15 protein-coding genes and 1 riboswitch are annotated in these 14,154 nt (G+C 31.9%); of the genes, 1 reads left to right on the top strand and 14 read right to left on the bottom strand.

Going from position 1 to position 14,154, the window contains the following annotated elements; genetic code table 11:
• From EI427_RS15155 to thiS, 14 genes are all read right to left on the bottom strand, one after another.
• Window positions 1–1,131 carry a glycosyltransferase family 4 protein gene (locus EI427_RS15155; RefSeq protein WP_126616181.1) on the bottom strand — a complete coding sequence of 377 codons (1,131 nt, stop codon included), beginning with the start codon at window positions 1,129–1,131 and terminating at the stop codon, window positions 1–3.
• A 34-nt stretch (window positions 1,132–1,165) separates the two neighbouring features.
• Window positions 1,166–2,233: a glycosyltransferase family 4 protein gene (locus EI427_RS15150; RefSeq protein ID WP_126616178.1), complete on the bottom strand. Its 1,068-nt coding sequence runs from the start codon at window positions 2,231–2,233 to the stop codon at window positions 1,166–1,168.
• Window positions 2,234–2,245: 12 nt separating this feature from the next.
• On the bottom strand, window positions 2,246–3,007 hold the full coding sequence (locus EI427_RS15145) for a DUF4422 domain-containing protein (RefSeq protein ID WP_126616175.1): 762 nt from the start codon (window positions 3,005–3,007) through the stop codon (window positions 2,246–2,248).
• Between the two features lie 54 nt (window positions 3,008–3,061).
• The gene (gene glf / locus EI427_RS15140; protein WP_126616173.1) at window positions 3,062–4,174 is read right to left on the bottom strand and encodes a UDP-galactopyranose mutase; all 1,113 of its coding nucleotides are present in this window, start codon (window positions 4,172–4,174) and stop codon (window positions 3,062–3,064) included.
• A 35-nt stretch (window positions 4,175–4,209) separates the two neighbouring features.
• The gene (locus EI427_RS15135; protein ID WP_126616170.1) at window positions 4,210–4,944 is read right to left on the bottom strand and encodes a polyprenol monophosphomannose synthase; all 735 of its coding nucleotides are present in this window, start codon (window positions 4,942–4,944) and stop codon (window positions 4,210–4,212) included.
• 57 nt (window positions 4,945–5,001) lie between these two features.
• Window positions 5,002–5,868: a glycosyltransferase family protein gene (locus EI427_RS15130; protein WP_126616167.1), complete on the bottom strand. Its 867-nt coding sequence runs from the start codon at window positions 5,866–5,868 to the stop codon at window positions 5,002–5,004.
• A gap of 43 nt (window positions 5,869–5,911) precedes the next feature.
• Window positions 5,912–6,985, bottom strand: a complete 1,074-nt coding sequence (gene moeB, locus EI427_RS15125; RefSeq protein ID WP_205727863.1) for a HesA/MoeB/ThiF family protein — start codon at window positions 6,983–6,985, stop codon at window positions 5,912–5,914.
• 32 nt (window positions 6,986–7,017) lie between these two features.
• On the bottom strand, window positions 7,018–8,127 hold the full coding sequence (gene thiH, locus EI427_RS15120; protein WP_126616161.1) for a 2-iminoacetate synthase ThiH: 1,110 nt from the start codon (window positions 8,125–8,127) through the stop codon (window positions 7,018–7,020).
• Window positions 8,128–8,129: 2 nt separating this feature from the next.
• Window positions 8,130–8,903 carry a thiazole synthase gene (locus EI427_RS15115; RefSeq protein ID WP_126616159.1) on the bottom strand — a complete coding sequence of 258 codons (774 nt, stop codon included), beginning with the start codon at window positions 8,901–8,903 and terminating at the stop codon, window positions 8,130–8,132.
• Between the two features lie 39 nt (window positions 8,904–8,942).
• Window positions 8,943–9,581, bottom strand: coding sequence for a thiamine phosphate synthase (locus EI427_RS15110; RefSeq protein WP_126616156.1), 639 nt, complete (start codon window positions 9,579–9,581; stop codon window positions 8,943–8,945).
• Window positions 9,574–10,341 carry a hydroxymethylpyrimidine/phosphomethylpyrimidine kinase gene (locus tag EI427_RS15105; protein WP_126616153.1) on the bottom strand — a complete coding sequence of 256 codons (768 nt, stop codon included), beginning with the start codon at window positions 10,339–10,341 and terminating at the stop codon, window positions 9,574–9,576. Before EI427_RS15105 ends, EI427_RS15110 begins: the two co-directional genes overlap by 8 nt.
• A complete protein-coding gene (locus EI427_RS15100; RefSeq protein ID WP_126616150.1) occupies window positions 10,314–10,934 on the bottom strand; it encodes a thiamine phosphate synthase in 621 nt (206 codons plus the stop codon). The genes EI427_RS15105 and EI427_RS15100 overlap by 28 nt, the downstream gene beginning before the upstream one ends.
• A gap of 4 nt (window positions 10,935–10,938) precedes the next feature.
• Entirely contained in the window at window positions 10,939–12,783 is a 1,845-nt protein-coding gene (thiC, locus tag EI427_RS15095; RefSeq protein ID WP_170178488.1) for a phosphomethylpyrimidine synthase ThiC, read from the bottom strand.
• 187 nt (window positions 12,784–12,970) lie between these two features.
• Window positions 12,971–13,177, bottom strand: coding sequence for a sulfur carrier protein ThiS (thiS, locus tag EI427_RS15090; protein WP_126616148.1), 207 nt, complete (start codon window positions 13,175–13,177; stop codon window positions 12,971–12,973).
• A 74-nt stretch (window positions 13,178–13,251) separates the two neighbouring features.
• Window positions 13,252–13,346: riboswitch (TPP riboswitch) on the bottom strand.
• 169 nt (window positions 13,347–13,515) lie between these two features.
• On the opposite strand from thiS, the gene miaE reads away from it, so the two are divergent.
• On the top strand, window positions 13,516–14,130 hold the full coding sequence (gene miaE / locus EI427_RS15085) for a tRNA-(ms[2]io[6]A)-hydroxylase (RefSeq protein WP_240655313.1): 615 nt from the start codon (window positions 13,516–13,518) through the stop codon (window positions 14,128–14,130).
• The last annotated feature ends 24 nt before the right edge of the window (window positions 14,131–14,154 follow it).

Below are 14,154 nucleotides of genomic sequence, written 5' to 3'. Positions count from 1 at the left end.
TTATATATTCTCTATAATTGTATCAAATTTTTCTGACCATGTATTCCAATTTAACCTTCTATTATACTCTTGTAGAGAAGTTTTTCGCAATTGAATTAATTGATTTTTATTATTCCATAACTGTTCAATTTTATCAGCATAATCTTTCTCAGATGCATCCAATTTAAATGTAAATCCATTTATACCTTCTTCAATAACAGATGCTATACCACCTACTTTAGTAGATAAAACAGGTAAGCTATTTGCAGCAGCCTCTGAAAAAACTATTGGTGTACAATCAGCAATTGATGGTAAAATAAAAAATGTTGATTCTTTGAAATAACTATTGAAGATAGATAAGTCTTCTTTATTATTCTTATTTAGAAATGGAATTATAGTTACTTTCTTATTTTTAATATTGGGGTTACAACCAATAATAATTAACTCGGAATTAATATTTCGTTTTAACAATTCTAGAAATACTCTGTAAGCTAATTCCCCACCTTTTCTCTCCCAATCAACACCACTAAAAAGTAATCTACAAGTATTGTTTATATATTCTGAAGGTATATTTTCTTTGTATTCTACTAAAGGGATATTAGCACCAAAGTCGAGAAGAGATACTTTATTAGAATTACAATTGTAATAATTAATAGCACTTTTTAAAGCCCAATCAGAACTAAATATAACATGCTTAGATTTTGATAAAAGTAAATTTTCTATTTCATGCCCTTCAACAATACCTTTTTTATTCAATCTTTTAAAAGGACTGTAAAAGTCAATCATATTCTCAAAAGTGGCATCACTGAGATAAATTATAGGTGTCTTTGTATTAATGTATGCCCCCATAAATGGAACAGCACAAATAAATACATAATCAAATTCATGACTATTAATAAATTGGCTTACATAGCTAGAATAAATTTTAGAAATTAAAATATTACGTTCATTAGCAAGTCTTCCTCCAAAATTTTTATTACTGTATTTATTTATAAAAAGTTTAATTTTTTCTTTAAAATTTATTTTAATAGGACCATTCCAAATAGTATCGTAGTTATGATTTAAGATAGTGAAAATTGTATGTGCTGTACCCGACCAAGCTCTTTTGTCATTGGGGTTATCAGCGCATATAAAGGCAATTTTCTTTTTCATAGTATTTTGATAGATTAAATAATTTGATGGATAATTATTGTGGATTACTTAGAATAATATTTTCTAGTTTTTGAATAGCTCCATCCCATAAAAAATTATCTTGAATATGATCATGACCATTTTGTGCCATTTTTATTCTTTTATCATTATTTTCTATTAATAAAGAAACTTTATCAATAAAAGCTTGACTGTCATTAATTGGAACTAGTAAGCAATTTACATTATCAATAGAATGATCTAAGTGCCCATCAATATTAGTATACACACAAGCACAGCCTGATGCCTTAGCTTCTATAGGGTTTAATGATAATCCTTCTTGATATGAGGGTTGTAAAAATATAGCAGTTTTATTATATATATCAGAAACTTTTTCAGGCTTTTGAGTGTAATAAATCCAATCTTGATCAAGATTTTTTGGTCTTTCTGAAACACCAAAAAAGTGAGCTTCTAGTTTAGGGTATTTATTTTTTAAGGCTATCAATGCTTCTATTGCAACAGTAACATTTTTACGATCTTCTCTGGAGTATAACATAGAAACTGTGTAAGGAGAACGATCCTTTATAGGTGTCTTAATATTAAATTTTTCATAATTCACTCCATAGCTTATTAATTGTACCTTAGAGGTGTATTTCTTAAGTATTCTGTATAAATATTTTGAAATTACTATATATTCATATCCTTTTAAAGAATATGATTGATGTACTAAGTCTTTTTTGTTACCCCAAATTTCATAATCTTGTATATAGTTAATTTTCTTTCCTTTAGAAGATGATAACTTATGACAATCTAATGCTGTTTGATACCAAGTGGTAATCAATATATCAGCATCTCTTATAAAATAATCACTTATATGAGGTATAGTATAATGTTGGATACTCTTATGAAATTCAAACCAATTAGGAATGTATCTTTTAGTGAATTTATTCTTAAAATATTTTACCCATTTATTTCCTTTATGCATTCCTTTTGTAAGGGAATTACTATAAATAGCAACATCATACCCTTTATTAGCTAACCTTTGTGCATTTTCAAAAATCATTTTTGTTCCTCCACCAGGGTGATCAGGAGGGAAAGGAAGAATAAAATTTATTTTCTTTTGCATCTTGTATTTTTATTAAGAAATTAAAATATTTTGAAATTCCTTTTTTGAGAACTTTTGATGGTATATGTATAAATTGAGAAGCCTTTCAGATAAAAAGCCAAAAACTCTTGTTTGATAGGGGTCTTCTTGATGTTGTTTGTCTGCCAGATTTATTTTATTTTCTAATTCAAAGAGAATTGTAAATAGCCATTCCATATAGGATTTATAATCCTCAATCTTCATGATAAACATATTATAAAGGTGTACATTACAAGGCACAGTATACCAAGCTTCTTGTATACTCTGTTTATATTCTGGGTATAGTTTTTTAATAACTTCTACCATTTTATCCCAGTCATCACTTATGTGCCAATCTATATATTGTTCGTGTATTGAAAACTCTTTCCATTTATCATGCTTTGTTATAAGAATATCATTTTTAGTGAGAGCTTTTTTTATTCTATCATAATATTTATCATTACAAAGAGAAGTTAGAATTTTAATATTTTCTTCTTTTCTAGATTTTTTTACAAATAATTTTTTGTAACTAAAATCAAAAAAACGTCTATAATGTGAAAGGCCAATGAAATCTAAACTGTCTAGGTCATAATTTTTCCAAATCCAATAGAGAGCTGTTAATTCTGCAAAGGTATTATTCCTACTTGAAATATTATTTCCTGTGTTATCTTTTAAAAAATTTAGTTGTATTTTTGTATTTTCAGCACCTACTTGAATAGGTTGATATAATTTATTTTTGATATATGGAAACTCTTTATGGTGTACTGTAAATATCATATTTGAAGTATTAAATTTTTATTGAATTTCTATCTAAATTAGACCTAAAATCAACTATTGATTATTCAAAATATCATTACTCTTTTTTAAAGCAGAAGCGATTACTTGATGCATATCATAGTACTTATATTCAGCCAATCGTCCTCCAAAAATAATCTGTTCTTCTTGATCAGCTAAGTCTTTATACTTTTTATATAAACTTATATTTTTGTCGTCATTGATAGGATAATAGGGCTCTTTATTTTTATCCCATTCTTGAGGGAATTCTTTTGTAATTATAGTTTTAGGACCTTGACCATATTCAAAATGCTTATGTTCAATAATCCTAGTATAAGGAACGTTTCTTTCTGTATAATTTATAGCAGCAATTCCTTGGTAATTTTCTTGCTCTAAAGTTTCAGATTCAAATCGTAAACTTCTATAGTTGAGGTAGCCTAATTTATAATTGAAGAATTCATCAATTTTTCCTGTGTAAACAACTTTTGAAGCAAGCTCATTAAAGTGTTCTTTATTTTGAAAATAATCTACATTCAATTGTGTATCAATATTCTCAAGTAAACCTTCAGTTAGTTTATTATATCCACCAATTGGTATGCCTTGATATTTATCATTAAAGTAGTTATTATCATATGTATATCTTACGGGAAGCCTTTTTATAATAAAAGAAGGAAGCCCTTTTGCATCTCTACCCCATTGCTTTTCAGTATAGCCTTTAATTAACTTTTCATATATATCTTTACCAACTAATGATAAAGCCTGTTCTTCCAAATTTTTTGGTTTTATAATATTGAGATCTTTAATTTGATCTTTAATTTTAGCTTTAGCTTCTTGGGGTGTTTTTACATTCCAAAATTGATGAAATGTATGCATATTAAAAGGTAAGTTATATAATTCACCTTTATAATTAGCTAACGGAGAGTATCTAAAATGATTGAATTCTACAAATTGATTGACGAAATCCCATATACTTTTATCATTTGTATGGAAAATATGAGGACCATATTTATGTACATTAATACCTTCTGTTTTCTCACTGTAAATATTTCCACCGAGATGATTTCTTTTGTCTATCACTAGACATTTAAAACCATTTTTATTCATTTGGTGAGCAAAGACATTTCCAAATAGTCCTGAACCAACTATTAAGTAGTCATATTTTTTTTTCATCGTTACTTTTTTAATATTTAGATCGTTATAATAGACTACCTCTCAAATTTTCTAAAATAACTTCTAATCTTTAAGGATATCACTCCAAAAAATGCTTCTTTAAATATACTAGAAGACATTTTTGATGTTCCTCTTGTTCTGTCTGTAAAAACAATAGGAACTTCCTTTATCTTATAACCATACATCCAAGTTTTAAATTTCATTTCGATTTGAAAGGCATAGCCAACAAAATGAATTTTATCTTTATTCAGTATAGTTTGCAATACTTTATTAGTATAACATTTAAAACCGGCAGTAGTATCTTTTATCGGTAATCCAGTAATAAATTGGACATACTTACTTGCAAAGTAAGACATAAGAACTCTACCCATTGGCCAATTAACAACATTAACTCCAGATTTATATCTAGAACCAATAGCCATGTCATTACCCTCTTCTTTACATGCTTTGTAAAGTTTTTCTAAATCATTAGGGTTATGTGAAAAATCAGCATCCATTTCATATACAAACTGATAATCTCTATCAATAGCCCATCTAAAGCCATGTAAATATGCTGTACCTAAACCATTTTTACCTTCTCTTTCCTCGAGAAATAAACGATCTGGGAATTCTTCTATGAGCTCTTTAACTTTGGCTCCTGTTCCATCAGGAGAGCCATCGTCAACAATAAGCATATCAAATTTTGTGTCGAGATTCATTACTGCTCGAATAATTAATTCGACATTCTCGATCTCGTTATATGTGGGAGTTATTACTAGATTTTCTTTCACTGTACAAAGTTAAAAGATTAACATTGATAAATCTGCAGAATCTAATTTAAAATGAGGCTATTTAACGATTTTATAATTTTTATATTCACCGATAATATAACCACCAGTTAATTTTTTTATAGTTTGCTTAAAAATTTCCTTAGGAGCGTAATTTTTCTTACTAATATCTTTATCAAATTTCCAGTTTGTTGATGCAATTCTTTCATGCATTACTTTTGGATGGCTACCGGTAAATAGATCTAATGCATCAATATTAGAGTAATCAAATTCTAAGTTACTTACAGTATTTTTATTTCCTCCATTATATAAACTGCCAAAATTTTGTTGTTTACTCATCATTTTTTTGGGAGGACGAACCCACCCATAATGATAGATATAAGCATCAATATGTTTAACATTTAGTTTTTGATTATCATTTTTTCTGAAACCTTGTGCATCTTTATATGAATAGATAGAAGGGTTATTCTTTATTACTCTTATTTCTCTTCTATACCATTGAGTTGAAGCTCCTATATAATCAAATGATCCGTAAAAGTGTTTGTAGTTAAATAATAATCCATCTACATTATCTTGATCTTTATATTCTTCCATTGCTTTTTTTACAATAGGAATATAATCTTCATGAAGGGCTTCATCACCTTGAATATAGAAACACCAATCAGTATTCTTAGAAACTGCTTCAAACGCTTTATTTGTTTCAATAGCTAATACTTTTCCGCCTTCTCTTAGCTTATCATCCCAAACAGTTTCAACAATTCTTATTTTAGGATCGATATTCTGGATTAAATTTAGGGTGTCATCATCAGAATTACCTACAGCGACTACAACTTCATCACAAAGAGGAAGAATTGACCGTATTGCTTCTACAACAGGGTAATCGTATTTTATTGCGTTTCTAATGAAACTGAATCCAGAGACCTTCATAATATTTTTACATTAAATAGAATGTAAAGATATCAGTTTCACATTAAATTAACTCCATTCCTCCCTTTAGACTATATAATTTAACATCCCTTTTATTTAAAGATTGATATAACTCTATAGCTTTAAGGCTTCTTTTACCAGATTGACAGTAAAAAATTATTTTTTCGGATGATGGAATTTCATTAATACGTTCTTCCAATTCGGCTAACGGTATATTGATACCTCCTATATCATCAATTTCTCTTTCGTATTCTTCACGTACATCAATTAAAGTAACTGATTTATCTGAGGATAAAAGTTCTTCGACTGTTTTAAAGTCTATTTCAACTTCTTGATTGGGGATTTCACAAAAATCGAAGTTATACTCACCTAATGTTGATATGTTGGCAACTTTTTGATTTTTCTTGAATTTTAATTTCTGAAAACTCATATCCATACCACTTATCAACAAAAGTTCTCCACTTAACACTTTACCAACACCTGTAATTATTTTTATAACTTCGGTAGCTTGCATGGTTCCCATAATTCCAACCATTGCACCAACAACCCCAATTTCATTGCAATTAGGAGCTTCTTCTGCTGATGGAGGGTTTGGAAAAATACATCTATAGGTAGGACCTTCTTGATAATTAAAAACAGATAATTGTCCATCAAAACGTTGAATTGAGGCAGAAACCAATGGTTTATCTTCAATTACACAAGCATCGTTTATTAAATATCTTGATGAAAAGTTATCGGTTCCATCAACTACTACATCTACTTTAGCTACTAGTTTTAAAGCATTTTCTTTATCAAATCTAGAAAGAACTGTAGTAATTTTACAATGAGGGTTTAGTGCAAACAGTCGATCTTTAATAACTTCTGCTTTTGACTTACCAACATCATTTGTTGAAAACAATACTTGACGTTGAAGATTAGAAATAGAAACAACATCATGATCTACAATAATAAGGTGTCCAATACCAGCAGCTGCAAGATATTGTAAAACAGGACAGCCTAAACCACCAGCTCCAATTACTAGAACAGTAGCAGCTTTTAATTTTTCTTGTCCTACAACACCAACTTCATTTAATCTAATATGTCTGTCGTATCGTTTATATTCTTCTTTTGTCAGCATAATGATAACTCTTCTCGTCTCGCTTTATTTTATCACTCTTGGAGTGCTAAATCCCAATCTTTCCACACTACTTCATAGCCTTGGCGTTTTACCATTTCTGTAAACTCTTCTGTTGAGCGTTCATCAGAAATTTCAAACTGTTCCAAAGATTCTGGTTCTACTACATAACCTCCAGGATTAGTTTTAGAACCTGCACTTGCCGAAGTAATGCCCAATTTAATGATGTTATCTCTAAAAATAGGATGTTCTCTAGTAGAAAGTGATAATTCTACTTCTTCATTATAAAGACGATAGGCACAGATCAGCTGCACTAACTCTCTATCATTCATTTCTACCTTAGGTTCTAAACCACCAGAAAATGGACGTAACCTAGGAAATGAGATAGAGTATTTTGTTTGCCAATACGTTCTTTCTAAATAATCTAAATGAAGTGCCGTAAAGAAAGAATCTGTTCTCCAGTCTTCTAAGCCAATTAAAACACCAATACCAATTTTATGAATTCCAGCTTTTCCTAATCTATCTGGAGTGTCAACTCGGTAATCAAAGTTAGATTTTTTACCCTTTGGGTGATGTTTTTTATAATCTTCTTTGTGGTAAGTTTCTTGATAAACGAGTACAGTATTTAACCCTGCCTCAATTAAAGATTCATATTCATCTTGGTCCATTGGTTGCACTTCCATAGAGATATGAGAGAAGTACGGTTTCATCAATTTAATGGCTTTTTTGATGTATTCTACACCCACAGTTTTATTTGCTTCACCAGTTACCAACAATATATGTTCATAACCCATTGCTTTTATAGCTTTGGCTTCAAGTACAATTTCACTGTCAGAAAGTGTTCTTCTTCTTACTTTATTGTCTAAAGAGAAACCACAATAAGTACATATATTCTGGCACTCATTAGATAAATACATTGGTGTATACATCTGAATGGTATTCCCAAATCTCTTTTTTGTAAGTTGATGACTAAGCTGTGCCATTTGCTCTAAATATGGAGCGGCTGCAGGAGAGATTAAAGCCTTGAAATCTTCTAAATTTCTTCGTTCTTTACCTAAAGCACGTTCTACATCGTGAGCAGTTTTAGCATAGATACTAGCTTTAACATCGTCCCAATTATTTTGATAAAATAAATCTTGATACATCTCTATAATTGATTTAAAAAACCAGTTAATGGTGAACTCGCTTCTGCAGTAATTCTTGGTTGAGCAATCTGAGCTAAATAAGCTTTTCTTCCGGCTTCAACAGCTTGTCCAAATGCTTCTCCCATTGCAACGGGGTCTCCGGCAACAGCAATCGCGGTGTTTACTAATACAGCATCTGCACCTAATTCCATTGCATGTGCTGCATGAGATGGGCTTCCAATGCCGGCATCAACAACAACAGGAACATTACTTTGTTCTACTATTATTTCTAAGAAATCTAACGTTCTTAATCCTTTATTACTTCCAATAGGAGCACCTAAAGGCATTACGGCTGCACAACCTACTTCTTCTAAACGTTTGCATAAAACGGGGTCTGCGTGTATATAAGGTAATACAACAAAGCCTTGTTTTACCATTTCTTCTGCAGCTTTTAGAGTTTCGATTGGGTCTGGCATCAAATACTTAGGGTCTGGATGAATTTCTAATTTTACCCAGTCTGTTCCTAAAGCTTCTCTAGCTAATTGAGCGGCAAATACAGCTTCTTTAGCAGTTCTTGCTCCAGATGTATTTGGTAATAAATTAATCTGAGGATGGTGTAAATGTTTCAATACATCATCTTCAGGATTATCGATATCTACTCTTTTTAGTGCAACAGTTACTAATTCTGATCCCGATGCTACTAATGCATTCTCCATTAACTCATTCGACATAAATTTGCCAGTACCTGTAAAAAGGCGTGAGTTAAAAGTTTTATCTGCTATTGTTAATTGATCCATTTGGATTTTCGTTTTCTTTTTAAATAATCTAACCTTAAGCTAAATTGTAGTTTGATGCTGAAGTTCTTGTTCTAATGCTGAAACTACTTTACCAGGATGTTCTGCATTGGCAATTAATCCAGATACTGCAACTCCATAAATTCCTGTAGCTAGAATGCTTTCAACATCTTTTGTTTCAATGCCTCCAATTGCAATAATTGGCGTATCAATTCCTCTACTTTTACATTCATCTAACAAAGATTGATAACCTTCTAAGCCCAAAATAGGACTAAGTTTTTTCTTTGTTTGTGTAAAACGAAAAGGTCCTAAACCAATATAATCTACGCCAAAATCATACAAACGCTGAATATCCTCGATTGTATTTGCTGTTCCTCCAACAATTTTTCCTTCGCCAAGAATAGCTCTTGCTTCAGAAGGTAAAATGTCTTCTTTCCCAACATGAACACCATCTGCATTTACAGCTTTGGCAACATCAGGTCGGTCATTTATTAGAAGAATAGCATTATGTAAATCTGTTATAACTTTGGCTTTTTTGGCTAAAGCGATATACTCTTCTGTTTCGATATTTTTAGCTCTTAGCTGAATCCATCGGCAACCTGCTTCACAAGCTTCTTGAATGTGAAGTAAATGGTTTTTATCTTTTTTCTCCGTAGAGATATAATGTAGTTTACTAATCATGGCTATTTGATGTAAAAACATGCTGACCTAATTTACTCGGGTCGCTTGCCAAGTAATCTTCAATATAATTTTTGCCTAACCTACAGGCTTCCTCAATAGATTTACCATGTGCTAGATAACTCCCGATAGCAGAAGATAGAACACAGCCCGAACCGTGTTTATCAAATACTTTCATGGTTCTACCAATTATTTTAGTGATTTGCCCTTTGTATATCAAAAAGTCATTTCCTTTTTCTGTAGGATGATGCCCTCCTTTAAGTAGAACATGAGTTGATTTACTCATATTTTTTGCTTCTTCGAGTGGATCGCTTGATGATAATTGTTGCATCTCTTTCCAATTAGGAGTAATAATGTCAACTTTTTCAATCACTCTAGCTAACCCTTTGATAGTACTTTCATCATGAAAGTCATACCCAGCACTTGCACTTAAAACAGGATCTAAAACTACTTTACACATTGGGTTGAATCCTTTTATTAAGTCTATCCAATCAGACATTAATTTAAAGTTTTCAATCACACCAATTTTTAGTACACTGATAGGATATTTCTCAATAATAGGCAGTAATTGTGCAGTAACTACATCTGCACCTATCCAATTTAGTCCTATAAATTCATCAGCAGTTTGATAGGTTAGTGCGGTACAAATACCCAAACTTTGAACATCTAATGCTTCAAAAGTTTTAATATCCGAAAGTACACCAGCTCCCCCAGAAGGGTCAAAACCAGCTAATGTTAAGGCGAAAGGACGATTGTTTTCCATGATGTTTGTAGTTTCTCTGCTTTTAATTTGATGTTAGACAACGATGCCTCCCATAAATATCCTAAAATTGCAGCCCCTTTAAAAGAAGATCTATCCAATTCTAATAGTGTTTTATCGGTTATTCCACCCAAAGCCACTATTTGATGTAACTCAAAACTTTCCTTTTTCATTCTTTCTAAAAGCATAGTGTTTGATTTATAATTCTTTTTGGAAGTACTATCAAACACGGGGCTTAAAAACAAGTAGTCAAATACGGTTAGAATTTGAGGGATTTCATCCATCTGATGTACAGAAGAACTTAATCGGAGTCCTTTACTTTTCCACTGCTCTAGATTTTTCAATTTAATAGCTTGTCGCATCGACTCTTTAAAATGAATGCCTCCAACATTAAATTGATAGGTTAAATCAAAGTGTTGGTTTAAGGTGATTTTTTTATGGTAAGTGATAGGAATAACATTTAGTAAAGTAGAAATTTCTTCTTTTGTTGCATTTGGCTTTCTGATGTGGATAATGTCAATACCATTGTCCAACCAAAAACAGATCAGCTGTGCTTCATCAGTAAAAAAATCTTCTTTTGTTATTCCTATCAACATAATTTTAGTGATAGATTTCGCTACCTAATTCTTTAAATTCTTCAGATTTCTCTTCCATCCCTTTTTCTTGTTCTTCCTTTGCAGCAAAGTCACGAACATCCTGAGAGATTTTCATAGAACAGAAGTTGGGTCCACACATAGAGCAGAAGTGAGCTACTTTAGCCCCTTCAGCAGGAAGTGTTTCATCATGGTATTCACGAGCAGTATCTGGATCTAAAGATAAATTGAATTGATCTTCCCAACGGAATTCAAAACGAGCTTTAGACATTGCGTTATCTCTGTATTGTGCACCAGGGTGACCTTTTGCAAGATCGGCAGCATGTGCAGCAATTTTATAAGTAATAACACCTTCTTTTACATCTGCTTTGTTTGGTAAACCTAAATGCTCTTTTGGAGTAACATAGCAAAGCATTGCAGTACCGTACCAACCAATTTGAGCAGCACCAATTGCAGATGTAATGTGATCGTAACCAGGAGCAATATCAGTTGTAAGTGGTCCTAAAGTATAGAAAGGTGCTTCGTAACAATCTTGTAATTGAGCATCCATATTTTCTTTAATCATATGCATTGGCACGTGACCAGGACCTTCAATAATTGTTTGTACATCGTGTTTCCACGCAATCTTAGTTAACTCACCTAAAGTACGTAACTCAGACAGTTGAGGCTCATCGTTAGCATCAGCAATAGAACCCGGACGAAGACCATCACCTAAAGAGAAGGCAACATCATAGGCTTTCATAATCTGACAGATATCTTCAAAGTGTGTATACAAGAAGTTTTCTTTGTGATGAGAAAGACACCATTTGGCCATAATAGAGCCACCACGAGATACAATACCTGTAAGACGTTTAGCAGTCATTGGTACATAACGTAACAATACACCTGCGTGAATTGTAAAGTAATCGACACCTTGTTCGGCTTGTTCGATTAACGTATCACGGAAAATTTCCCAAGTTAAATCCTCTGCTTTTCCGTTTACTTTTTCTAATGCTTGGTAAATTGGCACTGTACCAATTGGAACTGGAGAGTTACGGATAACCCACTCACGCGTTTCGTGAATATTTTTACCTGTAGATAAATCCATAATAGTATCTGCACCCCAACGAGACGCCCATACTGTTTTTTCTACTTCTTCTTCTATAGAAGAGGTAACTGCAGAGTTACCAATATTTGCATTAATTTTCACCAAGAAATTACGACCAATAATCATTGGTTCAGATTCTGGGTGGTTAATATTGTTAGGAATAACAGCACGACCTTTGGCTACTTCATCACGCACAAATTCTGGAGTGATTTTACCAATAGGAGTATTTGCACCATAGCTATGGCCGGGGTGTTGTGTTCCAAATTTCCCTTCTTGCTCTTCTATTCTTTGGTTTTCACGAATAGCAATATATTCCATCTCAGGAGTAATGATTCCCTTACGTGCATAATGCATTTGAGAAACATTTTGTCCTTCTTTTGCTTTTAAAGGCTTTTTGATGTGTTCGAAACGTAAATAATCTAATTCAGATTTTTCTAAACGCTCGATACCGTATTCAGAAGATAACTTAGAAAGCTCCTCAACATCTCCACGATCTAAAATCCAATCTCTACGTAATTTATCAAGACCTTTTTTTACATCAATCTCAATATCAGGGTCTGTGTAAGGACCACTTGTATCATAAACAGTAATAGCAGGATTTTTTTCTACTTTGTTTAAGAATTTGTGGGTAGTGTCGTCTTGGCTAATCTCACGCATCGCTACTTTGATGTTGTGAATTTCACCATCTACGTAGATCTTTTTAGAACCTGTAAATGGCTCACGTGAAATGACCTCAGGACTTGGGATTTTGTCTTTCTTTTTCATTAGTATAGATATTATTGGCTGTTTAGATTGCCGTTAGAATATTAGTTTTTAACCACAAATTTTATTTTGTGATTATTGCTTTTTTATGTTAGACAACTAATTTTTAGCACATAGGAATGTAGAAATAAGCAGGTATAAAATATATCCTGATAATTTCGTCTATGAAAAAATTAGATGTACAAATCAATTATCCTCCTTGTGCAGGAGCAACAATTGTAATGTTGTTGTTTTCTAGTATTGCGTGAATATCCCATTTTTCTTGAGGTATAATTTCATCGTTAATAGCTACGGCAACAGTGCCTCTAGCTATAGAAATGTTCATATAGTCAAGAAGTTGTGCTAAAGAAAAAGCACTTGGTAATGTGATAGACTTATTGTTTACAGTGATGTTCATTTCAATAATTTTGAAAATAAAAAAATCAATACAATCAATAAACCTTAGGAGGGTGTTGTACAGAATTGTACAACGGGTAGAAATGGACTTTTCCCTTCGTCGGTACTAACCGCATCAGGTTCAGAGGGTATTTCTCAGTTCGATTTAACGAACACCCCTAAAGTAATTTAGATGCCCAAAAGTAATAAAAATATGTCGGGATACAAATGTAATTAATATGATATGAAGGAAAATCAAATAGAAAAAGCATTTTTAATTTAATGATTTATTATTCATTCAAACTGAATTTATCTAATTTCGCGGTTGGTATAAACATCAAGAAAAACATTCTTATAACAATGTCTGAAGAATATAAGGGGCAAGGGCATATGCTTCACCTAAAATTACCTACCGACCCACGTTGGGTAAATATGGTGGAGAAAAATAATATTGAAGAAATATTGGTTGATCATGCTTATTGTGAACAAAAAGCTGCAACAGCGAGTATGTCTATAATAGTAAACTACCCAGAACTAGATGATGTGGTAGATACATTGATGCCAATTGTTGCAGAAGAATGGGAACATTTTGAAAGAGTTGTAAAACAATTGCGTAAACGTGGCTTATCATTAGGTAGAATGAGAAAAGACGAATATGTAAATGCAATTGTAAAATTTGCTCGTAAAGGAGGTTCTAGAATAGACCAATTAATAGATAAATTGTTAGTAAGTGCTTTGATAGAAGCAAGATCTTGCGAGCGTTTTAAATTGCTCTGGAAAGGACTTGACGATAAAGAATTACAAGATTTTTATTATGAGTTAATGATTTCTGAGGCAGGGCATTATGTTACTTTTATTGATTTGGCTAGAAAGTTTAAATCAAGAGAAGAAGTAGATGTACGTTGGCAAGAATTTCTGAAATTTGAAGCAGAATTATTAAAAACATTAGATGTTCGAGGAGATCGAATGCATTAATTAGACGAACGGGTAATTATTTGA

Source organism: Flammeovirga pectinis, from assembly GCF_003970675.1.
In the GTDB taxonomy this organism is placed as follows: domain Bacteria; phylum Bacteroidota; class Bacteroidia; order Cytophagales; family Flammeovirgaceae; genus Flammeovirga; species Flammeovirga pectinis.
The sequence above is the reverse complement of the archived record's forward strand: the minus strand, read 5'-3'. Positions and strand labels throughout refer to the sequence as shown.

Excerpts from the sequence above, each read along its gene's own strand:
- EI427_RS15155 (WP_126616181.1), bottom strand. The coding sequence starts at position 1,131 with ATGAAAAAGAAAATTGCCTTTATATGCGCTGATAACCCCAATGACAAA.
- EI427_RS15150 (WP_126616178.1), bottom strand. The coding sequence starts at position 2,233 with ATGCAAAAGAAAATAAATTTTATTCTTCCTTTCCCTCCTGATCACCCT.
- EI427_RS15145 (WP_126616175.1), bottom strand. The coding sequence starts at position 3,007 with ATGATATTTACAGTACACCATAAAGAGTTTCCATATATCAAAAATAAA.
- glf (WP_126616173.1), bottom strand. The coding sequence starts at position 4,174 with ATGAAAAAAAAATATGACTACTTAATAGTTGGTTCAGGACTATTTGGA.
- EI427_RS15130 (WP_126616167.1), bottom strand. The coding sequence starts at position 5,868 with ATGAAGGTCTCTGGATTCAGTTTCATTAGAAACGCAATAAAATACGAT.
- moeB (WP_205727863.1), bottom strand. The coding sequence starts at position 6,985 with ATGCTGACAAAAGAAGAATATAAACGATACGACAGACATATTAGATTA.
- thiH (WP_126616161.1), bottom strand. The coding sequence starts at position 8,127 with ATGTATCAAGATTTATTTTATCAAAATAATTGGGACGATGTTAAAGCT.
- EI427_RS15115 (WP_126616159.1), bottom strand. The coding sequence starts at position 8,903 with ATGGATCAATTAACAATAGCAGATAAAACTTTTAACTCACGCCTTTTT.
- EI427_RS15110 (WP_126616156.1), bottom strand. The coding sequence starts at position 9,581 with ATGATTAGTAAACTACATTATATCTCTACGGAGAAAAAAGATAAAAAC.
- EI427_RS15105 (WP_126616153.1), bottom strand. The coding sequence starts at position 10,341 with ATGGAAAACAATCGTCCTTTCGCCTTAACATTAGCTGGTTTTGACCCT.
- EI427_RS15100 (WP_126616150.1), bottom strand. The coding sequence starts at position 10,934 with ATGTTGATAGGAATAACAAAAGAAGATTTTTTTACTGATGAAGCACAG.
- thiC (WP_170178488.1), bottom strand. The coding sequence starts at position 12,783 with ATGAAAAAGAAAGACAAAATCCCAAGTCCTGAGGTCATTTCACGTGAG.
- thiS (WP_126616148.1), bottom strand. The coding sequence starts at position 13,177 with ATGAACATCACTGTAAACAATAAGTCTATCACATTACCAAGTGCTTTT.
- miaE (WP_240655313.1), top strand. The coding sequence starts at position 13,516 with ATGTCTGAAGAATATAAGGGGCAAGGGCATATGCTTCACCTAAAATTA.